The organism is Tardiphaga sp. vice154 (assembly GCF_007018645.1).
In the GTDB taxonomy this organism is placed as follows: Bacteria; Pseudomonadota; Alphaproteobacteria; order Rhizobiales; family Xanthobacteraceae; genus Tardiphaga.
In genome coordinates this window covers 3,840,168-3,862,214 of sequence record NZ_CP041399.1, presented here as the reverse complement: position 1 = coordinate 3,862,214, position 22,047 = coordinate 3,840,168, and the positions used below count along the sequence as shown (strand labels likewise).

Genomic DNA, 22,047 nt, shown 5'->3' with positions numbered 1-22,047 from the left:
CGCCGCTGCTTTTATATGCGCCGTCGCGCTCACGCGGCGCCCCGCGTGTGGCGGGTCCAATTCGCGCGACGACGGGCAAGGTGCTTGCCCGATGTCACGTGCCTTCCGACGACGCTTCCGACAATCAAAGAGGTTACCAATGGTCAACCGCCTGCAGTTCTACATCGACGGCGCCTGGGTCGACCCCGTCGTCCCGAAGACGACCGATGTCATCAATCCGGCGACCGAAGACGCGCTGTACCAGATTTCGCTGGGCTCCAAGGCCGACGTCGACAAGGCGGTGATCGCCGCGCGTCGTGCTTTCGAGACGTTCTCCGTCACCACCCGCGAGGAGCGCATCGCGCTGTTCGAGAAGATCATCGCTGCCTACAAGGCGCGCATGAAGGACATCGCGGTCGCGGTCTCCGACGAGATGGGCGCGCCGCTGCCGATGGCCGAGAAACTCCAGGCCGGCGCCGGCCTCGGCCATCTGGTCGCCACGCTCGACGTGCTGAAGACCTACAAGTTCGACGAGATGCACAATGCCGCGATGATCACCCGCGAGGCGATCGGCGTCGTCGGCATGATCACGCCGTGGAACTGGCCGCTGAACCAGATCGCCTGCAAGGTCGCGCCCGCACTCGCCGCCGGCTGCACCATGATCCTGAAGCCGTCGGAATTCACCCCGTCCTCGGCGCTGATCTTCGCGGAAATCCTGCATGAAGCGGGCGTGCCGAAGGGCGTGTTCAATGTCATCAACGGCATGGGCACCGACGTCGGCGTGGCAATGTCCGAGCATCCCGACATCGACATGATTTCGTTCACCGGCTCGACCCGCGCCGGCATCGACGTCGCCAAGCGTGCTGCCAACACCGTCAAGCGCGTCAGCCAGGAACTCGGCGGCAAGTCTCCGAACGTGATCCTCGATGGCGCCGACTTCGTGAAGGCCGTCACCGGCGGCGTCGCGCACATGTTCAACAACTCCGGACAGTCCTGCAACGCGCCGTCGCGGATGATCGTGCCGCAGGCCAAGATGAAAGAGATCGCGGCCATCGCCAAGGCGCAGGCCGACAAGACCAAAGCCGGCGATCCCCGTGCCGACGGCACCGTGATCGGCCCGGTGGTCAATCGCGGCCAGTGGGAGAAGATCCAGGGCCTGATCCAGAAGGGCATCGAGGAAGGCGCCACGCTGGTCGCCGGCGGCCCCGGCCTGCCGGAAGGCGTCAACAAGGGTTTTTACGTCCGCCCGACCATTTTTGCGGATGTCACTGAAAACATGACCATCGCGCGCGAGGAGATCTTCGGGCCGGTGCTGGTGATCATGGGCGCCAAGGACGAGTCCGAGGCGCTGCGCATCGCCAACGACACGCCCTATGGTCTGGCCGGCTACGTTTCCGCCGACACCATCGAGCATGCCCGCAGCTTCGGCCGCAAGATCCGCGCCGGCAACGTCAACCTGCAGGGCGCCCCCAACGACCGCACCGCGCCGTTCGGCGGCTACAAGCAGTCCGGCAATGGCCGCGAATGGGGCAAATACGGCCTCGAGGACTTCCTCGAGGTCAAGGCGATTGCCGGCTACGACGCCGCGTAAGCCGAGCCACTAACGAAACGCCGGCGCGGAGCAGTCCACGCCGGCGTTTTTGTTTTTATTCTGCGAGAGAATCTCACCTGTCATCCCGGACAAGTGAGCGAAGCGAACGCAGATCCGGGATCCATACCCTCCGAGCTTGAGGCGAAGAAGCAGGCGGCTGTCACAGCGTCTCATTACGTCGGCACGGCGTATGGGTCGCGGCTCGCGCTCGCAAGGGCTCGCTTGGCCGGGACTACAGCGGAGATCATCCTCCCACCGCCCCCTGGGTGTTGACATAGAGCGCGTAGATCGACTGGCTCGACGCCATGAACAGCCGGTTGCGCTTGAGCCCGCCGAAACACAGATTGGCGCAGCGTTCGGGCAGGCTGATGCGGCCGATCAGATCGCCGTCGGGCGCGAACACGAAGACGCCGTCGAGCTCGGCATTGCCCATGCCCCAGCCGCACCACAAATTGCCATCGATGTCGCAACGCATGCCGTCCGGCGTGCCTGGGCCCGCATCGATCAGCACGCGCTTGTTCGTGATCGTGGTACCGTCCGCGCTGACGTCATAGGCCAGAATCTTGCGGTTCGGCGCGCCGCGAGATTCGACGACGTACAGCAGCTTTTCATCGGGCGAGAAGCACAGCCCGTTGGGGCCGAGCACGTCGTCGGCGACGATGGTCGGCTGCAACGTCTCGCCATCGATCCGATAGACGTTCTGCCCGATCTCGGACGGCGCCTTGTGGCCTTCGTAATCGCTCATCAGGCCGAATGGCGGATCGGTGAACCAGATCGAGCCGTCCGATTTCACCACCACGTCGTTCGGCGAGTTGAGCCGCTTGCCCTCGAAGCGGTCCATCAGCACGGTAATGCTTCCGTCATATTCGGTGCGGATCACGCGGCGGCCGCCGTGCTCGCAATGGATCAGCCGGCCCTGGCGGTCGCGGGTGGCGCCGTTGGCGTAGTCGGAGGGTTTTCGATAGTTGCTGACCGCGCCGGTCTCCTCATCCCACCGGATGATACGGTTGTTGGGAATATCGCTGCAGAGCAGATAGCGGCCATCGCCAACCCATACCGGTCCCTCCGCCCAGCGCAGCCCGGTGGCGATGCGCTCGATGGCGGCGAGCTTGATCCAGTATTTCTCGAAACGCGGATCGACCGCCTGGATTGCGGGGTCGGGATAGTAACTGGCCGGCTGCCAGCCGCGGCACGGTTTTATATCGGACATCATTGGTCCTTCGTTGTCTTTCCTCGCCTGGCGCTTGCTACCATTGGCGTGTTTGCGCGGCAAGCAAGTCTCCGCCATACTTGCCGTAACGTTGCAAGCAACGAGGAACGGGAATGCCAAGGATTTTGATGACGGGCGCGTCGGGCGGCATCGGCACGCGGCTGCGCGAGTTGCTGCCGAAGATCTATCCGGATCTGGTGCTCAGCGACCTCACCGAGCCCGCCAACTTGTCATCTAACGAGACCTTCAAACAGGCCGATCTTGCCGACCTCGCGGCCGTGGAATCAATCTGCGAAGGCGTCGACGGCATCCTGCATTTCGGTGGCTTCTCGGTCGAGGGCCCGTGGGACACCATCCTGCAGGCCAATATCATCGGCACCTATAATCTGTTCGAATCCGCGCGAAGACAGGGTGTCAAGCGCGTGGTGTTCGCATCGTCGAACCACACGATGGGCTTCTATCCGCGCCATAGCCGGATCGGCACCGACGTCACGCCGCGGCCGGACAGCCGCTACGGCGTCAGCAAGGTGTTCGGCGAAGCCGTCGGCGCGCTCTATGCGGACAAGCATGGATTGGGCGTGACCTGCCTGCGGATCGGCAATTTCGGCGATCGACCGCTCGATCAGCGCCGGCTATCGATCTTCCTGACGCCGGAGGATCTGGTGCAGCTGTGCCAGATCGGGCTGGAACATCCCGGCATCCATTTCGAGGTATTTTACGGCGCTTCCTACAATGAGCGGGCCTGGTGGGATAATTCCCGCGCCTATGAATTCGGCTATCGTCCATCCGGCCGCGCCGAAGACTTTCGGGAGCACGCGACGGCGGAGCAGGCGAAGCTGCCCGCCGATCCGGTCGGCGATTTCTATCAGGGCGGGGCGTTCTGCAGCACCGAATTCGACGGCGACGCCAGCCGCGTCTGGAAGCCGTAGGGGGCAAAGGCGCTGTTGCGCCGTGCCCACCTTTGATCGCCAAGCGCGCGGTGGTGGGCACGCTACGCTTTGCCCACCCTGCGGCCATGCGTTGACTTCTCTCTCTGCGGCTTCATAACAAGCGTTCAAAACAACAGGCGGGAAACGCGATATGGCCGATGGATTGCGCAAGGGTCTCACCAGCTATGGTGATGCAGGTTTCTCTCTGTTCCTGCGCAAGGCCTTCATCAAGGCGATGGGCTATTCCGACGACGCGCTGGATCGCCCGATCGTCGGCATCACCAACACCCACAGCGACTACAATCCCTGCCATGGCAACGTCCCGCAGATTATCGAAGCTGCCAAGCGCGGCGTGATGCTCGCCGGCGCGCTGCCGATGGTGTTCCCGACCATCTCGATCGGCGAAAGTTTCGCGCATCCGACCTCGATGTATCTGCGCAACCTGATGGCGATGGACACCGAGGAGATGATTCGCGCCCAGCCGATGGATGCGGTGATCGTGATCGGCGGCTGCGACAAGACGCTGCCGGCGCAGATCATGGCAGCGCTCTCCGTCGATCTGCCGACGGTGGTGATCCCGGTGGGACCGATGGTGGTCGGCCATCACAAGGGCGAGGTGCTGGGCGCCTGTACCGACTGCCGTCGGATGTGGGGCAAGTTCCGCGCCGGAGAGATCGACCAGCAGGAGATCGATGCGGTGAATGCGCGGCTGGCGCCCTCGGTCGGCACCTGCATGGTGATGGGCACGGCCTCGACGATGGCCTGCATTACCGAGGCGATGGGGCTGTCGCTGCCGATGAGCGCCACCATTCCCGCGCCGCATGCCGAGCGGTTTCGTTCGGCGGAAGCCAGCGGCCGGGTCGCGGCGGAACTCGCGAAAAACAAGGGGCCGAAGCCGAGCGAGGTGCTGACGCCGGCTTCGTTCCGCAATGCGCAGGTCGTGCTGCAGGCGATCGGCGGTTCCACCAACGGGCTGATCCACCTCACCGCGATGGCCAACCGCTCGGTGCACCGCATCGACCTCGCCGCCTTCGACGAACTCAGCCGCGAAGTGCCCGTCCTGATCGATCTCAAACCGTCGGGCGATCACTACATGGAGCATTTTCATCACGCCGGCGGCGTGCCGAAGCTGATGGCGCAGCTTGGCGATCTGATCGATCTCGACGCCAGCACGGTGTCAGGCGCGATCTTGCGCGAGATCGTGGCGCAGGCGGAGGAGGTGCCGGGACAGAACGTCATCCGTTCGCGCGACAATCCGATCAAGCCGGAAGGCGCGATGGCGGTGCTGCACGGCAACCTCGCGCCGCGCGGCGCGGTCATCAAGCATTCGGCGGCGTCGCCGAAACTATTGCAGCACACCGGGCGCGCCGTGGTGTTTGAATCCGTGGAAGACATGACGCTGCGCTGTGACAGCGCCGATCTCGACGTCACGGCCGACGACGTGCTGGTGCTGCGCAACGCCGGGCCGAAGGGCGCGCCGGGCATGCCGGAGGCGGGCTACCTGCCGATCCCGATGAAGCTGGCGCGGGCAGGGGTCAAGGACATGGTGCGGATTTCGGACGCGCGGATGAGCGGCACCGCGTTCGGCACCATCGTGCTGCACATCACGCCGGAGAGCGCGGTCGGCGGGCCACTGGCGCTGGTCCAGAATGGCGATTTGATCCGGCTGGATGTCGCCGCGCGCCGCATCGATCTGTTGATCGACGACGCCGAGATGGCGAAGCGCCAGGCCGCGCTGCCGGCGGCGGTAACACCGGACTGGGCGAAGCGCGGCTACGCGCAGCTATTTTACAACACGATCCTGCAGGCCGACGATGGCTGCGATTTCGACTTCATGACGCGGGAAGGGAAGAGCGAGGGCTAGCGCGCGTCTCTCCCCTTGTGGGAGAGGGTGGATCGAACCGCGAAGCGGTTCGAGACGGGTGAGGGGTGCCACAAGCGCGGAGCCCGCCATCACCCCTCATCCGTCGCGGACTTCGTCCGCGCCACCTTCTCCCACAAGGGGAGAAGGAAGTAAGAAAAGAGCTACACCGCCGCGGCGAATTCCTGCCTGACGGCGGCGATATCCGGCAGCGTCGGCAGGCCGGCTTCGTTGCCGAGCCGCTGGATCTTGTAGGTCGAAGCCGCGCGCGCGAAGTCGAAGTGCTCGGCCCAGCTCTGGCCGGGATTGGCGAGATAGGAATACACATAGGCGCCATGAAATACGTCGCCGGCGCCGTTGGTATCGATCACGCGGTCGCGTGGGATCGATAGCGCCGGCAGCGTGCGCACCGTGCCGCTCTCGTCGTACCACAGCAGTCCGCGCTCGCCCTGGGTGATGCCGCCGACGCGGCAGCCGCGGCTCTTCAAATAGTCCAGCATTCGCTCAGGCGTGAGGTCCATCTGTTCGCACAACCGCTCGGCGACGATCGCGACGTCGATGAATTCCAGCAGCTCATGGGTATTGGTGCGCATGCCGCCGCCATCCAGCGACGTCAAAATGCCAGCCTCGCGGCACAGCTTGGCGTAATGAATCGCTGCGTCGGGCTGGTGGCCGTCGACATGCAGCGCGCGGCATTTGCCGAGGTTGAGCAGCGGAAACGGATGGATATGTTCGTCGTCGCGGCAGCGCACGATAGCGCGTTTGCCATCCTTCGGCATAATGAACGACAGTGACGAGCTGGCGACCTTGCGCGGGTGAATCTCGATGGCATATTTCGCGCTCATGTCCATGAACATGCGGCCGAGCCAGTCATTGGCCACGGTGGCGATCAGGTCGGGCACGATGCCGAGCTTGGCGCAGCAGAACGCGGCGGTGACGGCATTGCCGCCAAACGACACTGCATAGTCGGATGCCACGTGCTTCTCGTCGCCGGTCGGCATATGGTCGGTGATGAAAGTGACGTCGATATAGGTCTGGCCGATGAAGAGCGCCTGCATGTCGTGTCCGTCTCCCGAGAGGGTCGTCCGACCCATCGTCGTCATGAGTCATCGCCATGCCACTTTAGCAGCCGACAGCATGACGGCCACTCAATTGTGCGTTGCAGGATTTCGCTGGATGCGCGGTTTCGAGCGCCTTACCCTGCCATTCTGGCCCAGGCGACCCCGATAGGCAGAACGGCCCCCCGAGGGAGATAGTCATGACGGTTTATTCCGGCCCGGTTTTCGAGATGGCGGTCAACCAGTTCGGCGTCATCGCCGACCATCTGGAGATTCCGCTGGACGAGCGCGACCGGCTGTTGCTGCCGAAGCGGGCCATCGTTGTGTCGTGCCCGATCCACCGCGACGATGGCACCGTCGCTGTCTATGAAGGATACCGGGTGCAGCACCACCTGACGCTGGGCCCCACCAAGGGCGGCACGCGCTTTGCCAGAAGCGTCGATCTCGGCGAGGTTGCGGCATTGGCGATCTGGATGAGCTGGAAATGCGCGCTTGTCGGTCTGCCCTATGGCGGCGCCAAGGGCGGCATTGCAGTCGATCCCTCCGCGATCTCCAGGCGTGAGCTGGAAGCGCTGTCACGGCGCTATATGCAGGAGATGATCCCGTTCGTCGGCCCGCACACCGACGTGATGGCGCCGGACATGGGCACCAACGAGCAAGTGATGGCCTGGTTCATGGACACCTATTCGATGTATCAGGGCCGCACCGTGACCGAGATCGTCACCGGCAAGCCGGTGGCATCCGGCGGCACGCTGGGGCGGCGCGAAGCTACCGGGCGCGGCGTCGCGCATCTCGCCCGGCGCGTGCTCAGGGAGCTGGCGATCGATCTAGACGGCGCCACCGCCGTGATTCAGGGATTCGGCAATGTCGGCTCCTATGCCGCGCTGGAGCTGCATCGCTTTGGTCTGAAGATCATCGCCGTCAGCGACCACACCGGCGCACTGTACAACCATTCCGGGCTCGATATCGCCGCCTTGATGCGCCACACCGCGGCACATGGCAGCCTCAAGGGCTATTCCAGCGAGCTGCAATACGACCCTGCCGACATCTTCACGCTGCCCTGCGACGTGTTGGTACCGGCCGCGATGGAGCGCGCCATCGATGGGCCGATGGCCGAGAAGTTGCGCTGCCGGGTGCTGGCGGAGGGCGCCAACGGCCCGACCACGCCGGAGGCCGATCTGGTGCTGGAGAAACGTCAGGACGAGATTTTCCTGCTGCCCGATATTCTCTGCAACTCAGGAGGCGTGGTCGTCAGCTATTTCGAATGGGTGCAGGACCTGCAGCAATTGTTCTGGGAGGAAGAGGAGGTGATGCGGCGGGAATATCAGATCCTCGACCGCGCCTTCGACGCGATGGTGATGCGAGCCCGGGTCGACTGCATCCCGCACCGGACCGCCGCGATGGCGATCGGCGTCGAGAAGGTGCGCGCCGCCAAGAATACGCGCGGACTGTTTCCGTGAGGTAGCCCGGATGGAGCGAAGCGCAATCCGGGGCCGGCCTGTTGTCACGATCGCTTTCCCCGGATGTCGCTGCGCTCATCCGGGCTACACGTGGTCGGGCGCGCGTGCTACATTAGAATCTAATCATCGCGCGACAGGTCACCGCATTGCCCAAAGTAACAGCCGGATCGAGCAAGAAAGTATTGAAGTGGCAGCGCGATCCCGAGGGCATGCGGATCCGCATCCTGGAGGCTGCGAAAAAGGAATTCGCCGCGCACGGACTGGCCGGCGCGCGCGTCGATCGTATCGCCGCGGAGGCGGGCGCCAACAAGCGCATGCTGTATTATCACGTCGGCAAGAAGGACGATCTGTATCTGGCGGTGCTGGAAGCCAGCTATGAGAAGATCCGCAATGAGGAGCGCACGCTCGATCTCGAACACCTCGCGCCGCCCGATGCCATCGAGAGCCTGATCGCCTTCACCTGGAATTACTTCATCCGCAACCCGGAGTTCCTGGCGTTGCTCAATACCGAGAACCTCGAACAGGCCAAGCACCTGAAACGCTCCGACAAGGTGAAGTCGATGCACTCGCCGTTCGTTGAGATGATCCGCACGGTGGTCAATCGCGGCGTCGCGTCCGGCGACTTCAAGGTCGCGATGGACCCGGTGCAACTCTATATCTCGATCGCCGCCCTGAGCTTCTTCTACCTCGCCAACAACGCCACGCTGAGCGTGATTTTCGGCCGCGATTTGCTGGCGCAGCCGGCAAAGGACGAGCGACTCGCCCACATGGTGGCGCTGGTCCTGGCGGCGCTGACCGGCCGCTCGGTGGCCGAATTCCTGGCGCCGACGCCGCCGGCCGCATTGCCGCCCTCCCGGAAAACCGCCTGATTTCATTCAATAATCTGGTTTAACGGGCGGCCCAATTGACATTGGGAAAGGTCTGGATAGTATTTATCCAACAAGTTAATTGTTCCGCAAAAACGGTATCAGGGAGAGGCATGTGAGTGAAACCAAGGGCCGAGGCGCCGCAGCCCGCGTGCTGAATGCCGCCTGGCTGCGCCCGTTCATTCTGCTTGTCATGATCATCGTGGCCTGGGATCTGGCGATCCGCCTGTTCAACATTCCCGCCTATCAGATCCCGGCGCCCGGCGATGTGGTCAAGGTGCTGTGGACCGACTGGCCGGAGCTGCTGAGCCAGACCTGGCCGACGACCTACGCGACCATCGCCGGCTTCCTGTTGTCGGCGCTGTTCGGCATTCCCATCGCGATGCTGATCGCCGGCTCGCGCACGGTGGAAAGCTACGTCTATCCGCTGCTGGTATTCTCGCAATCGATCCCCAAGGTCGCGATCGCGCCGTTGTTCGTGGTGTGGTTCGGCTTCGGCATCGTGCCGAAGATCATCGCGGCCTTCCTGCTCGGCTTCTTTCCCGTCGTTGTCTCCGCCGTGCAGGGCTTCAAGTCGGTCGATCCCGACATGGTCGATCTGGCGCGCGCCATGAAGGGCAGCCGTTTCAGCGTGTTCTGCGCCGTCAACCTGCCGCACGCGCTGCCGGCGATCTTCTCCGGCCTCAAAGTCTCGGTGACGCTCGCCGTCGTCGGTGCGGTAGTCGGCGAATTCGTCGGCTCCAATTCCGGCATCGGCTATGTGCTGCAGCGCTCGATCGGCACCTTCGATCTGCCGACCATGTTTGCGGCGCTCGTCATTCTTGCGCTGCTCGGCGTCCTGTTGTTCTGGATCGTCGATCGCATCGAACGTTTTACGATTCCCTGGCATGTCAGCCAGCGCGCGGACGTCTTCATCGCCGCTTAGGGGCGGCGCCAAACTGTCAAACAAGCGGCCCGCTCAAGGGCTGCATTTTCAAGGGAGGCTAACATGCTGAAATGGATTACGACCTGCTCGACCGCGCTGATCTGGACCGCGATCGCCACCGCAACGCCGGCGGCCGCCGCCGACAAGGTGACGCTGATGCTGAACTGGTACGTCTACGGCGAGCACGCGCCCTTCTATTATGGCAAGGCCAAGGGCATCTATGAGGCCGAGGGCATCGATCTCGACATCCAGGAAGGCCGCGGTTCGGCCGCGACCGTGCAGGCTGTCGCCGCCAAGTCCGTGAACTTCGGCTATGCCGACGTCCCCACCATGATGCGCGCCGCCGTCAAGGGCGCCCCGGTGATCGCCACCGGCGTGCTGCTGCAGACCACCGCGATGTCGGTGATGGGTTTTGTCGACAAGAACATCAAGAAGCCGGACGACATCAAGGGCAAGACCGTGGCGATCACGCCGGCGGATTCGATGACCCAGATCTGGCCGCTGTTCCTCAAGAAGGCCGGCCTGAAGGAATCCGATTTCAAGACCGTGGCGGGCGACGGCCAGACCAAGCTCAACGCCGTCATCAACGGCCAGGCCGATCTGCTGCTCGGTTACGTGATGGACCAGTCGATGAAGATCAAGGACGCCACCGGCAAGGACGTCTATCCGATCAAGTTCGCCGACTACGGCATTCATCTCGTGTCGTCGGGCATCGTCACCAACACCGATTACGCCAAGGCCAATGCGGATCTCGTCAAGCGCTTCATGTCGGCCACCACCAAGGCCGTCGAAGCCGCGTCGAAGGAGCCGAAGGCCGCCGCGCAGTCGATCCTCGATGCCAACCCGAAGGGCGGCAAGATCGAGACCCTGACCCAAGGATTCGAGCTGACCATCCCGTTCTACTCGACACCGGAAACCAAGGGTAAGCGCCCGTTCCAGGTCACCGACCAGAACATGAAGGATTCGGTCGAGCTGATGGTCGAATATGGCGGCCTGGAAGCCAAGGCCAAGGAAAATCCGAGGGCGTTCTACACCAACGATTACCTGCCGAAGTAAACGCAGGCCGTCATTGCGAGGAGCGAAGCAATCCAGAAGCCACAAGCAAGAACTGGATTGCTTCGTCGCAAGGGCTCCTCGCAATGACGAACACGATGACGTGCCAAGGACCGATTTTGATGACTGCAGCGACGATGAAGGCCAAAGGGTTGGATATGAGCGTGGATCCAGCGACCGCACATCTTCGCGTGGTGTCAGAGCAGCCCGTCAACACGGCGTCGGGGATCAATCTCTCCGGCGTCTCCAAGACCTACGGGACCGGCGACGGCCGCGTGCAGTCGCTGCGTCCGCTGGACTTTCACATCGACGAGGGCAAGTTCTTCGTTGTTGTGGGCCCGTCCGGCTGCGGCAAGTCCACGCTGCTCAAGCTGATCTCGGGGCTGCTGCCGCCGACCACCGGGGAAATCCTGGTCGACGGCAAGAAGGTTACCGAGCCGCATGGCGACGTCGGCATCGTGTTCCAGAATGCGCTGCTGCTGCCGTGGCGCAACATCCTGTCGAACGTGATGCTGCCGATCGACATGAAGAAACTGCCGCGCGAGAAATTTCTCGAGCGGGCAAAATCGCTGCTGAAGATGGTCGGACTCGAGGGCTTCGAGAACAAGCTGCCGTGGCAATTGTCCGGCGGCATGCAGCAGCGCGCCTCGATCTGCCGCGCGCTGGTGCACGATCCGAAGATCATGATGATGGACGAGCCGTTCGGCGCGCTCGATGCCATGACACGCGAGAAGATGAATGTCGAGCTGTCGCGGATCCAGCGGCAGACCGGCAAGACCATCCTGCTGATCACCCATTCGATCCCGGAAGCGGTTTTCCTCGCCGACAAGGTGCTGGTGATGACCGAGCGGCCGGGCGGCATCGAGGCGATCTACGACGTGCCGCTTGGCCGCGATCGCAACCTCGACACCATGGCCAACCCGGTGTTCACCGAACTGGTGGCGCGCGTTCGCAAGCATTTCTTCACCCAGAGCGCGCTGGACTAAGGCTGCTCAAGATGACCGCTCCCCGCATCGCCTTGCGCGAGATCGCGCTGTATGAACGCCCGGTTGCGTTCGTGCGGCCGTTTCGTTTTGGCGCGGTGACGGTCAATGCCGCGCCGCAGGCCTTTGTGCGCGTCGTCATCGAGCTGGAAGGAAAAGGTGTCTTCACCGGCGCCAGCGCCGAGCTGATGGTGCCAAAGTGGTTCGACAAGCGCCCGCATCTGGCGATCGCCGACACCGTCGATGAGCTCCGGCGGTCGCTGGCAATCGCCCGCGATTTGTATTTGGCTCACACCGGGTTTCACACTGCGTTCGACTTTCACGCGGCCTGCATAGGCGACCAGCTCAAGGCCTGCGCCGAGGCCGACATTCCGCCGCTCGCCGCCGCCTTCGGTCCTGCCGAAATCGACAAGGCGATCTGCGATGCGCTGCTGCGCGCGCTGGATCTGAATTTCTTCGACGGCATGGCGGCCAATGTCGCCGGCCTTGACGCTCGGCTGGCGCCGGATGTCGCAAGCGATGACGTCACGGCGTTCCTCGCCGGCCGCACGCCGCTGGGGCGCGTCGCGCTGCGCCACACGGTCGGTCTCGACGACGCCATCGACGGTCAGGGTGGTGTCGCCGACGCAAATGAAAACAGCGGCGCGCGCTATTTCAAGCTGAAGATGAACGGCGATCCCGAAGCCGACGCCGCACGGCTGACGAAGATCGGGAACGCGCTCGCTACGCTGCCCTACGACTACAAGCTGTCGCTCGACGCCAATGAGCAATATGCGGACCTCAGCGCGCTCGGTGCGCTGGTCGATCGCCTCGACCATGACGCGGCACTGAAGCCGATCGCGTCAAAGCTGCTCTATATCGAGCAACCGATGCCGCGCGATATCACGCGGGCGTCGCCGCTCGGCGCGTTGTCTAAGCGCAACTTCATCATCGACGAGGCCGACGATAGCTGGGATGCATTTCCGGCCGCGAAGGCGCTCGGCTATCGCGGCATCTCGTCAAAATCCTGCAAGGGGTTCTACAAGTCGATCGTCAATGCCGCGCGCGCGGCGAAGTGGAGCGAAGGCGGCAACGCCTACTTCATCACCGGCGAGGATCTGACCTGCCAGGCCGGGCTCGGCGTGCAGCAGGATCTCGCACTGGGCGCGCTGATCGGCGTGACCCATGCCGAGCGCAACGGCCATCATTACGTCGATGGGTTTGGCACGGCGCCCGTCGCGGAAGCTGAAGCATTCCTCGAAGCCCATCCCGACCTCTATCGCCGCGATGGCGATGTCATCCGGCTTCGCATTCACGACGGCGATCTCCTGACGGGATCGCTGACCTCTGCCGGATTCGCATCCGGCGCCCATCCGGACTGGGCGGCGCTGTCGCCGCTTGCGCGTCCGACTACCAAAATGCTCCTGGAGAACTGACTATGGCTGTCCACCGTCTCGGCATCATCATGAACGGCGTCACCGGCCGCATGGGCCTCAACCAGCATCTGGTGCGCTCGATCGTCGCGATCCGCGCGCAGGGCGGCGTGACCCTCAAGAATGGCGACCGCATGATGCCGGATCCGATCCTGGTCGGCCGCAACGCTGAGAAGATCGAGGGCCTCGCGAAGAAGTACGGCATCGATCGCTGGACCACCGATCTCGACAAGGCGCTGGAGAACAAGGATGACACCATCTTCTTCGACGCCGCGACGACGCAGGCGCGGCCCGGCCTGCTCAACAAGGCGATTGCCGCCGGCAAGCACATCTATTGCGAGAAGCCGATTGCGACCAATCTCGCGGCGGCGCTCGACGTGATCCAGAAGGCCAATGCCAAGGGGCTCAAGCACGGCACCGTGCAGGACAAGCTGTTCCTGCCCGGCCTGAAGAAGCTGGCGATGCTGCGCGACTCGGGCTTCTTCGGCAAGATGCTCTCGGTGCGTGGCGAGTTCGGCTACTGGGTGTTTGAGGGCGACTGGCAGGAAGCGCAGCGCCCCTCGTGGAACTACCGCGCCGAAGACGGCGGCGGCATGATTTTGGACATGGTCTGCCACTGGCGCTACGTGCTCGACAATCTGTTCGGCGAGGTCGAGAGCCTGACCTGTCTCGGCACCACCGACATTCCGGCGCGCTGGGACGAGCAGGGCAAGAAGTACAAGGCCACGGCTGACGACTCCGCCTACGCCACCTTCAAGCTGAAGGACGGCGTCATCGCGCATATGAACATGTCGTGGGCGACGCGCGTCTATCGCGACGATCTCGTCACCTTCCAGGTCGACGGCACGCATGGTTCGGCGGTCGCTGGCCTCACCGAATGCATGATCCAGGCCCGCCAGGCGACGCCGCGGCCGGTGTGGAATCCCGACGAGAAGCGCACCCACGATTTCTACGCCGACTGGCAGAAGGTGCCGGACAACGCCGTCTACGACAACGGCTTCAAGGAACAGTGGGAGATGTTCATCCGCCACGTCTGCGAGGATGCGCCGTACAAGTATACGCTGCTGGAAGGCGCCAAGGGCGTGCAGCTCGTCGAATGCGCGCTGGAAAGCTGGAAAGAACGCCGCTGGGTCGATGTGCCCAAGCTCTCGGTCTGAGGTTACGCCATGAACAAGCCAGTCCAACCGATGTCTACCTTGTCGCTGAAACTGCCGAAGGCCGATCGTTCGATCGAGACCTATAGGCTTGCTGCCTCGCGGGCATTCCCGTCCAAGCTCGAGGGCTCGCTGAATCGCATCGCGTTCTCGGCCGCCCATGTGGTCGCCGATCCGCTCGCGGAGTGCGATCCCTGGGTGTCCGGCAAGATCGACTGGGACCGCACCATCGCGTTTCGCGAACACGTCTGGGACCTCGGTCTCGGCGTTGCCGAGGCGATGGACACTGCGCAACGCGGCATGGGCATGGACTGGCCGACCTCGCTCGAACTGATCCAGCGCTCGGTGGCGGCCGCGAAGCCGCGCAATGCGCTGGTATTCTCCGGGGCGGGGACCGACCATCTCGCGGTAGAAGATGCCAAAACACTGGACGACGTGATCCACGCCTATGAAGAGCAGATCGCGGCGATCGAGAAGGCCGGCGGCCGCATCATCCTGATGGCGTCGCGCGCGCTGGCCAAGCTCGGCAAGAGCGCCGAGGACTATGGCAAAGTGTACGACCGCGTGCTGTCGCATTGCAGCCAGCCGGTGATCATCCATTGGCTCGGCGACATGTTCGATCCGGCGCTGGCGAATTACTGGGGCACGACCAGCCTCATTGAGGCGATGGACATCGCGGTCGACGTCATCAACCGCAACGCCGCCAAGGTCGATGGCGTGAAAGTCTCGCTGCTCGATGCGCAGCGCGAAATCGACATGCGGCGCCGGCTCAAGCCGGAAGTGAAGATGTATACCGGCGACGACTTCAACTACGCCGAACTGATCGCCGGCGACGACAAGGGCTTTTCGCACGCGCTGCTCGGCATTTTTGATGCCATCGCGCCTGCGGCGTCCTACGCGCTGTCGCGGCTCGCGGCCGGCGACGAGAAGGGCTTTCATGACGTGCTCGGACCCACGGTGCCGCTGTCGCGCCACATCTTCAAGGCGCCGACGCGGTTCTACAAGACCGGCATCGTGTTCATGGCCTATCTCAACGGCCACCAGGACCACTTCACCATGATCGGCGGGCAGGAGAGCACGCGCTCGACGCTGCATCTGGCCGAATTGTTCCGGCTGGCCGATCGAGCCGGTTTGTTGGCGAACCCCGAACAGGCGACGCAGCGCATGAAGGCGATTCTTTCGGTGCGCGGGGTCGAGGCCTGATGCGCGATTTCTCGGGGGATCATCGCTGGCTGTCGCTGAACACGGCGACGGTACGCAAGCAGGGCGACTTCGTGGCGATCGCGCAGGCTTGCGCGAAGCACGGCATCCGCGGCGTCAGTCCGTGGCGCGACCAGGTCGCGACCGTCGGGCTCGACAATGCCGTTAAGGCGGTCCGCGACAATGACCTCGAACTGTCCGGCTATTGCCGCGGAGGGATGTTTGTCGGCGATGCCTCGCGCCATGCCGAGATCCGCGACGATAACCGCCGCTGCGTCGACGAGGCGGTGGCGCTGGGTGCGCCCTGCATCGTGCTGGTGGTCGGCGGCCTGCCGCAATATTCGCGGCCGGGAAGCGCGCCGTCGAAGGACATCATCAATGCGCGGGCGCAGGTCGATGACGGCATTGCCGAGATGATGGAATATGCAAAGCAAGCGAAAATGCCGCTGGCGATCGAGCCGCTGCATCCGGCCTATGCAGCGGACCGCGCTTGCGTGAACACCACCGAGCAGGCGCTCGACATCTGCGACCGGCTCGATCCGAACCGCACCGGCATGCTCGGTGTGGCGCTCGACGTCTATCACATCTGGTGGGACCCGCAGCTGCTGCCGCAGATCGCCCGCGCTGGCCGGGACCGCCTGCTGGCGTTCCACGTCTGCGATTGGCTGGTGCCGACCACGGATATCCTGAACGACCGCGGCATGATGGGCGACGGCGTCATCGATATCAGATCGGTGCGCGCCGCTGTGGAAGCGGAGGGCTTTGCCGGCTATTCGGAGATCGAGATCTTCTCGCACGATTGGTGGGAAAGACCGATCGACGAGGTGCTGGCCACCTGCATCGAACGGCACAAGAGCGTGGTGTAGTTCTTTCTTACTTCCCTCTCCCCTTGTGGGAGAGGGTGGCCGCGCGAAGCGCGGACGGGTGAGGGGTGCCGCAAGCTCCGCACGCTATAACCCCTCATCCGACGCCGACTGCGTCGGCGCCACCTTCTCCCACAAGGGGAGAAGGAAGAAGTACAGCGCGCGGTGCTATTACCTTACATCTTCGCGCCGATCTCGGCGTAGTTGCCCTTGGCGTCCCATTTGTAGACGACGTAGTCGATCGCCTTGATGTCGCCCTTGGCGTCGAAGGCCATCTTGCCGAGTACGGTGTCCCACTCGCCGGCCTTGATCGCATCGACGACCTTCTTCGGGTCCGTCGAGCCGACCTTGGCGACCGCCTGCGACCACACCTGGAACGCGGCGTAGGTGTACAGCGTGTAGCCTTCGGGATCGATGTTCTTGGCCTTGAACTTCTCGACGATCGCTTTGGCGGTCGGCTTGTTGCGGGGGTCGGGGCCGAAGGTGAACAGCGTGCCTTCGGCGGCCGGGCCGGTGATCGAGGCAAATTCCTTGTCGTTCATGGCGTCGCCGGCCATCATCGCGGTCTTGAGGCCCTGGTCGCGCATCTGGCGCAGGATCAGGCCTGCTTCCTGATGGTAGCCGCCGATATAGACCAGATCGATATTGTCGCGCTTCAGGCGCGAGACGATCGAATTGAAATCCTTGTCGCCCTTGTTGTAGCTCTCGAACATCTTCTCGGTGACGCCGGCCTTGTTGAGCGCCTTCTTGGTCTCGTCGGCGAGACCCTTGCCGTAGGTGGTCTTGTCGTTGAGGATCGCAACGTTCTTGCCGGCGAAATTCTTGGCGATGTAGTCGGCGGCAATCAAGCCCTGCTGGTCGTCGCGGCCGCAGACGCGCAGCACATTCCACAGCTTGCGCTCGGTGAACAGCGGGTTGGTCGAGGCCGGCGTGATCTGCAACACGTTGCCGTCGGCATAGGCTTCCGAGGCTGGGATCGAGGACGACGAGCAGAAATGTCCGGCGACGAATGGCACGCCGCCCGAGGCGATCTTTTCGGCCACCGAGCGCGCCTGCTTGGGATCGCAGGCATCGTCGGAGACCTGCAGAGCCAGCTTCTTGCCGAGCACGCCGCCGGCGGCGTTGAGATCGACCACGGCCTGTTCGGCGCCGTTCTTCATCTGCCGGCCGAAGGCGGATTCGCCGCCGGTCATCGGGCCGGCGACGGCGACGTTGATGGCCTGCGCGAAAGCGCCCTGCGATAGCAGCGCTGTTGAAAGTAATGAGGCGGCGAAGGCCAGGCCAAGGAGCTTGATGGGTTTCATGATGATCCTCGCGAGGTGGGTCGGCCGGGGCCGGGGCAATTGCGCTGGTATTGTCCGCTGAATTCGCGGGTGTGTCATCGGCAAAGTTCGTATAGTGCGGCGCTTGGCCGCGCATTTCGTAACAAAGGCGGATCAGGCCTTCCGCCCGCCTTCGAGATAGGCCGAGCGGATTTCCGGCGCCTGCAGCAATTCGGCGCCGGTGCCTGACAAGGTAATCAGTCCGTTGACCATGACGTAGCCGCGATGCGCCAGGCGCAGCGCATGGTTGGCGTTCTGCTCGACGATCAGCACCGTCAGATCGCCGGTCTTGTTGAGCACGCGGATCGCCTCGAAAATCTGTTTGGCGATCAAGGGCGCCAGCCCGAGCGAGGGCTCATCCAGCAGCAGCAGGCGGGGCCGGCTCATCAGCGCGCGGCCGATCGCCAGCATCTGCTGTTCGCCGCCGGAGAGTGTGCCGCCGCGCTGGAACAGGCGTTCCTTGAGCCGCGGAAACAGCGTCAGCACTTTCTCCAGGCTTTCGGCGCGCTCCGCCGGGCTGCCCTCGATGACGTCGGCGCCCATCTGCAGGTTTTCCGCCACGCTCATGCGCGGGAAGATGCGGCGCCCTTCCGGCGACTGCGCGATACGCATTCGCGCGATCTCATGGGTCGGCAGGCCGGTGATATCATGGCCGTCCACTTCGATGGTGCCGGCGCGGGCGCGCGGCCGGCCGAAGATGGTCATCATCAGGGTCGACTTGCCAGCACCGTTGGCGCCGATCAGCGCCACGATCTCGCCCTTGGCAATTGTGAGATCGATGCCGCGCAAGGCTTCGATCTTGCCGTAGGAGGCGTAAAGGCCGCGGATATCGAGCATGGGGGTCGTCACGCGCCGCCCTCCATCATTGCGATGGCTTCGTCCTCGTCGGAGCCAAGATAGGCGGCGATCACCTTGGGGTCGTCGCGGATCTGCTGCGGCGTGCCGTCGGCGATCTTGACGCCGTAGTCCAGCACGACGATGTGGTCGGAAATTTCCATCACCACCGACATGTCGTGCTCGATCAAGAGGATCGAGGTGCCGTGCTCGGCGCGGATCCTCAGCAGCAAGTCGCTCAGCGCCGCGCTTTCGCGGGCGTTGAGGCCGGCAGCGGGTTCGTCGAGGCAGAGTAGCGCCGGCTCCGTACACATGGCGCGTGCGATCTCAAGGCGGCGCTGGTCGCCGTAAGGTAGTTCGCCGGCGGCGTCGTCCGCGCGGGCCAAGAGGCCGATCTGGTCGAGCCAGTAGCGCGCCAGGTCCATCGCCGCTTTCTCCGCAGCACGGTAGGACGGCGCTCCGAACAGGCCGAGGAACGTATAGCCGGACGCTTTCATCAGCGCGTTGTGCTGCGCCACCATCAGGTTCTCCAGCGCGGTCATGCCGGGAAACAACCGGATGTTCTGGAAGGTGCGTGCGACCTTGGCCAGCTTGGAAATGCGAAAGTCGTTAAGCTTCTCCAGCCGCATCTCCTGGCCGGCATGGTTGAGCCGCATGGTGCCGGCGGAGGGTTTGTAGAAACCGGTGATGCAGTTGAAAACGGTGGTCTTGCCGGCGCCGTTCGGGCCGATCAGCGCGGTGATCTTGCCGCGCTCGGCGCTGAAAGAAAGATCCTTGACGGCGACGATTCCGCCGAAGCGCATCGCCAGGTTCTCGACGCGGAGGATGTCGTCGCGGCTCATGCGCGGGCATCCTCGACGAGTTCGGCGGAGATCACCTTTTCCTGCTGCAGAAACATGGTAGGGGCGCGGTGGCCGATCAGGCCGCGCGGCCGCCAGATCATCAGCAGCACCATCGCGACGCCGAACACCAGCATGCGGTACTGGTCGAGGCCGCGGAATAATTCGAAGCCGCCGATCAGCGCCACGGCCGCGAGCGCCACGCCGAGCTGCGAACCCATGCCGCCCAGCACGACGATCGCCAGCACCAGGGCCGATTCCTGAAACGTAAAGCTCTCCGGGCTGATGAAGCCCTGCCGCGTCGCAAAGAACGCCCCCGCAAAGCCGGCGAACATCGCGCCGGTGGCAAAGGCGGTGAGCTTGGTCGTGGTGGTGTTGATCCCCAGCGCACGGCAGGCGACCTCGTCCTCGCGCAGCGCCTCCCAGGCACGGCCGATCGGCAGCCGGCGCAGCCGGATCGTGACCCAGTTGGTCACCAGCGCCAGCGCGAGAATGACGTAGAACAGGAACACGATGCGGTGCGTCGGCGAGAACGCGATGCCGAGCAGGGCGGCGAGGCCGTCGGGGCCGGGCGTCAGCGGGATGCCGAAGAAGCTCGGGCGCGGGATGCCGCTGATCCCGTTGGGACCGCCGGTGAGATGCTGCCAGTTGATGATGACGAGGCGGATGATCTCGCCAAAGGCCAGCGTGACGATGGCGAGATAGTCGCCGCGCAGCCGCAGCACTGGAAAGCCGAGCAGCACGCCGAAGAACGCCGCCAGGATGCCCGCCAGCGGCAGGCAGATCCAGAACGACAGGCCATAGGTGGTCGCCAGCAAAGCGTAGGAATAGGCGCCGACGGCGTAGAAGGCGACATAGCCGAGGTCGAGCAGGCCGGCGAGGCCGACCACGATATTGAGGCCCCAGCCGAGCATCACATAAGTGAGGACCAGGATACCGAGATCGAGAATGTAGCGCTGGTCGTAGAAGATCACCGGGACCAGCAAGGTGAACACCAGCAGCACCGGCACAATGGCGCGGCGGCCGATCGCCAGCGCCCTTGTCGCGCCATCAGGCACGATGCGAATCGTCTCGACCGGCCCCCACCAATAGCGCAGCAGCTCGACCACGATCGAGCCACCGAACACTCCGGCGACCATCAGGCCGAGATCGCCGAACCGCGTCCACCAGATCAACTGCCCGGAGGGGCCGGCCTCGGTGCGGATGCCGATCATCAGCGAGAACAGCACCAAGGCGACGATCGCCGAGATCAGCGCCTTCTTGAAGATGAACGCGACATCCGGGCCGCGCGTGGCTTGGGCTGTGGGCACGGTTGCTGCCACGTTGCCCATCAAACTTTTTCGACTTCCGGCCGGCCGAGCAGGCCGGTGGGAAGGAAGATCAGTACCACGATCAGGATCGAGAACGCCGCGACGTCTTTATATTCCGTGGAGAAGTACGCCGCCCACATCGTCTCGATCAGGCCGATCAGCAACCCGCCGAGCATCGCGCCGGGCAATGATCCGATGCCGCCCAGCACCGCGGCGGTGAACGCCTTGATGCCGGCGACGAAACCCATGAAGAAATCGACCAGGCCGTAATACAGCAGGTACATCATGCCGGCGACGGCGGCGAGCGCCGCGCCGATCACGAAGGTCATCGAGATGGTGCGGTCGACATCGACACCGAGCAAAGCGGCCATGGTCTGGTCCTGCTCGCAGGCGCGCATGTCGCGGCCGAGCCGCGTCTTCGCCACCAGCCAGGTGAAGATGCCGAGCAAAATCACGGTGGTGACGACGACGACGATCTGCACGTTGGAAAGTTGCACCGCGAAGCCGCCGGCGCCTTCATGCAGCGTGTAGCCGCCGGTGATGATCGGCGGCACCGGCTTGACGCGCGCGCCCTGCGCGATCTGCGAATAGTTGATCAGCACGAACGACATGCCGATAGCCGACAGCATCGGCGCGAGGCGAAACGAATGCCGCAGCGGGCGGTAGGCGATGCGCTCGATGGTCCAGCCATAGAGCGCCGTGACGGCCATCGACACCAGCAGCACCAGCAACAGGATCACCGGGACGGCGGTCAGGCCGATCGAGACCAGAATCAGGAAGGTGATCAGGGCAATGAAACCGCCGATCATGAAGATGTCGCCATGGGCGAAATTGATCATGCCGACGATGCCGTAGACCATCGTGTAACCGATCGCGATCAGGCCGTAGATCGAGCCGAGCACGAGGCCGTTGATCATTTGCTGGGCGAAATAATCCATGCGCTGCCGTGTTCGCGTGAGGGCGAGATCCGTCTCCGATGCCGGAGACGTTGCGTCGCCGATCAATTTCTAACAGTGCGATGGGAGGCGGGCAACCGGCCCGGCTGCGGCTAAGTAGATCTGTACATGACGATTTTCGCGCCGGCCGGGCTGATTTCCGGGGCCGCGGGAGGGGAACGGGCTCCAGTTAGGGTTAACAAATGGTTTAGATTGTCGGTCGAATGCCGCCGGCCTTATGTTCCGCTGCGGCCTGTCGCCGC

19 protein-coding genes are annotated in these 22,047 nt (G+C 63.8%); 12 read left to right on the top strand and 7 right to left on the bottom strand.

From position 1 onward, the window contains the following. The first annotated feature begins 139 nt into the window (after positions 1-139). On the top strand, positions 140-1,570 hold the full coding sequence (locus tag FIU28_RS18135; RefSeq protein ID WP_143574583.1) for an aldehyde dehydrogenase family protein: 1,431 nt from the start codon (positions 140-142) through the stop codon (positions 1,568-1,570). A gap of 244 nt (positions 1,571-1,814) precedes the next feature. Here the strand turns inward: FIU28_RS18135 and FIU28_RS18130 are convergent, their stop codons facing one another. After that, complete coding sequence (locus FIU28_RS18130) at positions 1,815-2,780, bottom strand: SMP-30/gluconolactonase/LRE family protein (protein WP_143574582.1); 966 nt, start codon at positions 2,778-2,780, stop codon at positions 1,815-1,817. Between the two features lie 113 nt (positions 2,781-2,893). Between FIU28_RS18130 and FIU28_RS18125 the strand changes: the two genes are divergently transcribed. Further along, a complete protein-coding gene (locus tag FIU28_RS18125) occupies positions 2,894-3,709 on the top strand; it encodes an NAD-dependent epimerase/dehydratase family protein (protein WP_143574581.1) in 816 nt (271 codons plus the stop codon). A gap of 151 nt (positions 3,710-3,860) precedes the next feature. Beyond that, entirely contained in the window at positions 3,861-5,573 is a 1,713-nt protein-coding gene (locus FIU28_RS18120; RefSeq protein WP_143574580.1) for an IlvD/Edd family dehydratase, read from the top strand. Positions 5,574-5,734: 161 nt separating this feature from the next. Here the strand turns inward: FIU28_RS18120 and FIU28_RS18115 are convergent, their stop codons facing one another. After that, complete coding sequence (locus tag FIU28_RS18115; protein ID WP_143574579.1) at positions 5,735-6,628, bottom strand: sugar kinase; 894 nt, start codon at positions 6,626-6,628, stop codon at positions 5,735-5,737. Between the two features lie 200 nt (positions 6,629-6,828). Here FIU28_RS18115 and FIU28_RS18110 point away from each other — a divergent pair, with 200 nt between their 5' ends. From FIU28_RS18110 to FIU28_RS18070, 9 genes are all read left to right on the top strand, one after another. Continuing rightward, complete coding sequence (locus tag FIU28_RS18110; protein WP_143574578.1) at positions 6,829-8,088, top strand: Glu/Leu/Phe/Val family dehydrogenase; 1,260 nt, start codon at positions 6,829-6,831, stop codon at positions 8,086-8,088. Positions 8,089-8,297: 209 nt separating this feature from the next. After that, positions 8,298-8,957, top strand: a complete 660-nt coding sequence (locus FIU28_RS18105) for a TetR/AcrR family transcriptional regulator (protein ID WP_143576265.1) — start codon at positions 8,298-8,300, stop codon at positions 8,955-8,957. A 190-nt stretch (positions 8,958-9,147) separates the two neighbouring features. Beyond that, entirely contained in the window at positions 9,148-9,879 is a 732-nt protein-coding gene (locus FIU28_RS18100; RefSeq protein WP_441351305.1) for an ABC transporter permease, read from the top strand. Positions 9,880-9,942: 63 nt separating this feature from the next. Next, entirely contained in the window at positions 9,943-10,935 is a 993-nt protein-coding gene (locus FIU28_RS18095) for an ABC transporter substrate-binding protein (protein ID WP_143574576.1), read from the top strand. A gap of 155 nt (positions 10,936-11,090) precedes the next feature. Further along, positions 11,091-11,918, top strand: a complete 828-nt coding sequence (locus tag FIU28_RS18090; RefSeq protein WP_246661014.1) for an ABC transporter ATP-binding protein — start codon at positions 11,091-11,093, stop codon at positions 11,916-11,918. Positions 11,919-11,929: 11 nt separating this feature from the next. Beyond that, positions 11,930-13,330, top strand: coding sequence for a hypothetical protein (locus tag FIU28_RS18085; protein ID WP_143574575.1), 1,401 nt, complete (start codon positions 11,930-11,932; stop codon positions 13,328-13,330). Positions 13,331-13,332: 2 nt separating this feature from the next. After that, entirely contained in the window at positions 13,333-14,484 is a 1,152-nt protein-coding gene (locus tag FIU28_RS18080; protein WP_143574574.1) for a Gfo/Idh/MocA family protein, read from the top strand. Between the two features lie 9 nt (positions 14,485-14,493). Further along, positions 14,494-15,684, top strand: a complete 1,191-nt coding sequence (locus FIU28_RS18075; RefSeq protein ID WP_143574573.1) for a dihydrodipicolinate synthase family protein — start codon at positions 14,494-14,496, stop codon at positions 15,682-15,684. Beyond that, positions 15,684-16,547, top strand: a complete 864-nt coding sequence (locus FIU28_RS18070; protein WP_143574572.1) for a sugar phosphate isomerase/epimerase family protein — start codon at positions 15,684-15,686, stop codon at positions 16,545-16,547. Before FIU28_RS18075 ends, FIU28_RS18070 begins: the two co-directional genes overlap by 1 nt. A gap of 173 nt (positions 16,548-16,720) precedes the next feature. Here the strand turns inward: FIU28_RS18070 and FIU28_RS18065 are convergent, their stop codons facing one another. The 5 genes from FIU28_RS18065 to FIU28_RS18045 all read right to left on the bottom strand — a co-directional run bounded on the left by FIU28_RS18065 (position 16,721) and on the right by FIU28_RS18045 (position 21,787). After that, positions 16,721-17,848, bottom strand: coding sequence for a branched-chain amino acid ABC transporter substrate-binding protein (locus tag FIU28_RS18065; protein ID WP_143574571.1), 1,128 nt, complete (start codon positions 17,846-17,848; stop codon positions 16,721-16,723). A gap of 132 nt (positions 17,849-17,980) precedes the next feature. Beyond that, the gene (locus tag FIU28_RS18060) at positions 17,981-18,703 is read right to left on the bottom strand and encodes an ABC transporter ATP-binding protein (protein WP_143576263.1); all 723 of its coding nucleotides are present in this window, start codon (positions 18,701-18,703) and stop codon (positions 17,981-17,983) included. An 8-nt stretch (positions 18,704-18,711) separates the two neighbouring features. Then, complete coding sequence (locus tag FIU28_RS18055; RefSeq protein WP_143574570.1) at positions 18,712-19,542, bottom strand: ABC transporter ATP-binding protein; 831 nt, start codon at positions 19,540-19,542, stop codon at positions 18,712-18,714. Then, positions 19,539-20,870 carry a high-affinity branched-chain amino acid ABC transporter permease LivM gene (livM, locus tag FIU28_RS18050; RefSeq protein ID WP_143574569.1) on the bottom strand — a complete coding sequence of 444 codons (1,332 nt, stop codon included), beginning with the start codon at positions 20,868-20,870 and terminating at the stop codon, positions 19,539-19,541. The genes FIU28_RS18055 and livM overlap by 4 nt, the downstream gene beginning before the upstream one ends. Then, on the bottom strand, positions 20,870-21,787 hold the full coding sequence (locus FIU28_RS18045; RefSeq protein WP_143574568.1) for an ABC transporter permease subunit: 918 nt from the start codon (positions 21,785-21,787) through the stop codon (positions 20,870-20,872). Before FIU28_RS18045 ends, livM begins: the two co-directional genes overlap by 1 nt. Between the last annotated feature and the right edge of the window lie 260 nt (positions 21,788-22,047).

What these genes read in the sequence shown, in the direction of transcription:
- FIU28_RS18135 (WP_143574583.1), top strand. Translation starts at nt 140, where the DNA reads ATGGTCAACCGCCTGCAGTTCTACATCGACGGCGCCTGGGTCGACCCC.
- FIU28_RS18130 (WP_143574582.1), bottom strand. Translation starts at nt 2,780, where the DNA reads ATGTCCGATATAAAACCGTGCCGCGGCTGGCAGCCGGCCAGTTACTAT.
- FIU28_RS18125 (WP_143574581.1), top strand. Translation starts at nt 2,894, where the DNA reads ATGCCAAGGATTTTGATGACGGGCGCGTCGGGCGGCATCGGCACGCGG.
- FIU28_RS18120 (WP_143574580.1), top strand. Translation starts at nt 3,861, where the DNA reads ATGGCCGATGGATTGCGCAAGGGTCTCACCAGCTATGGTGATGCAGGT.
- FIU28_RS18115 (WP_143574579.1), bottom strand. Translation starts at nt 6,628, where the DNA reads ATGCAGGCGCTCTTCATCGGCCAGACCTATATCGACGTCACTTTCATC.
- FIU28_RS18110 (WP_143574578.1), top strand. Translation starts at nt 6,829, where the DNA reads ATGACGGTTTATTCCGGCCCGGTTTTCGAGATGGCGGTCAACCAGTTC.
- FIU28_RS18105 (WP_143576265.1), top strand. Translation starts at nt 8,298, where the DNA reads ATGCGGATCCGCATCCTGGAGGCTGCGAAAAAGGAATTCGCCGCGCAC.
- FIU28_RS18100 (WP_441351305.1), top strand. Translation starts at nt 9,148, where the DNA reads ATGATCATCGTGGCCTGGGATCTGGCGATCCGCCTGTTCAACATTCCC.
- FIU28_RS18095 (WP_143574576.1), top strand. Translation starts at nt 9,943, where the DNA reads ATGCTGAAATGGATTACGACCTGCTCGACCGCGCTGATCTGGACCGCG.
- FIU28_RS18090 (WP_246661014.1), top strand. Translation starts at nt 11,091, where the DNA reads ATGAGCGTGGATCCAGCGACCGCACATCTTCGCGTGGTGTCAGAGCAG.
- FIU28_RS18085 (WP_143574575.1), top strand. Translation starts at nt 11,930, where the DNA reads ATGACCGCTCCCCGCATCGCCTTGCGCGAGATCGCGCTGTATGAACGC.
- FIU28_RS18080 (WP_143574574.1), top strand. Translation starts at nt 13,333, where the DNA reads ATGGCTGTCCACCGTCTCGGCATCATCATGAACGGCGTCACCGGCCGC.
- FIU28_RS18075 (WP_143574573.1), top strand. Translation starts at nt 14,494, where the DNA reads ATGAACAAGCCAGTCCAACCGATGTCTACCTTGTCGCTGAAACTGCCG.
- FIU28_RS18070 (WP_143574572.1), top strand. Translation starts at nt 15,684, where the DNA reads ATGCGCGATTTCTCGGGGGATCATCGCTGGCTGTCGCTGAACACGGCG.
- FIU28_RS18065 (WP_143574571.1), bottom strand. Translation starts at nt 17,848, where the DNA reads ATGAAACCCATCAAGCTCCTTGGCCTGGCCTTCGCCGCCTCATTACTT.
- FIU28_RS18060 (WP_143576263.1), bottom strand. Translation starts at nt 18,703, where the DNA reads ATGCTCGATATCCGCGGCCTTTACGCCTCCTACGGCAAGATCGAAGCC.
- FIU28_RS18055 (WP_143574570.1), bottom strand. Translation starts at nt 19,542, where the DNA reads ATGAGCCGCGACGACATCCTCCGCGTCGAGAACCTGGCGATGCGCTTC.
- livM (WP_143574569.1), bottom strand. Translation starts at nt 20,870, where the DNA reads ATGGGCAACGTGGCAGCAACCGTGCCCACAGCCCAAGCCACGCGCGGC.
- FIU28_RS18045 (WP_143574568.1), bottom strand. Translation starts at nt 21,787, where the DNA reads ATGGATTATTTCGCCCAGCAAATGATCAACGGCCTCGTGCTCGGCTCG.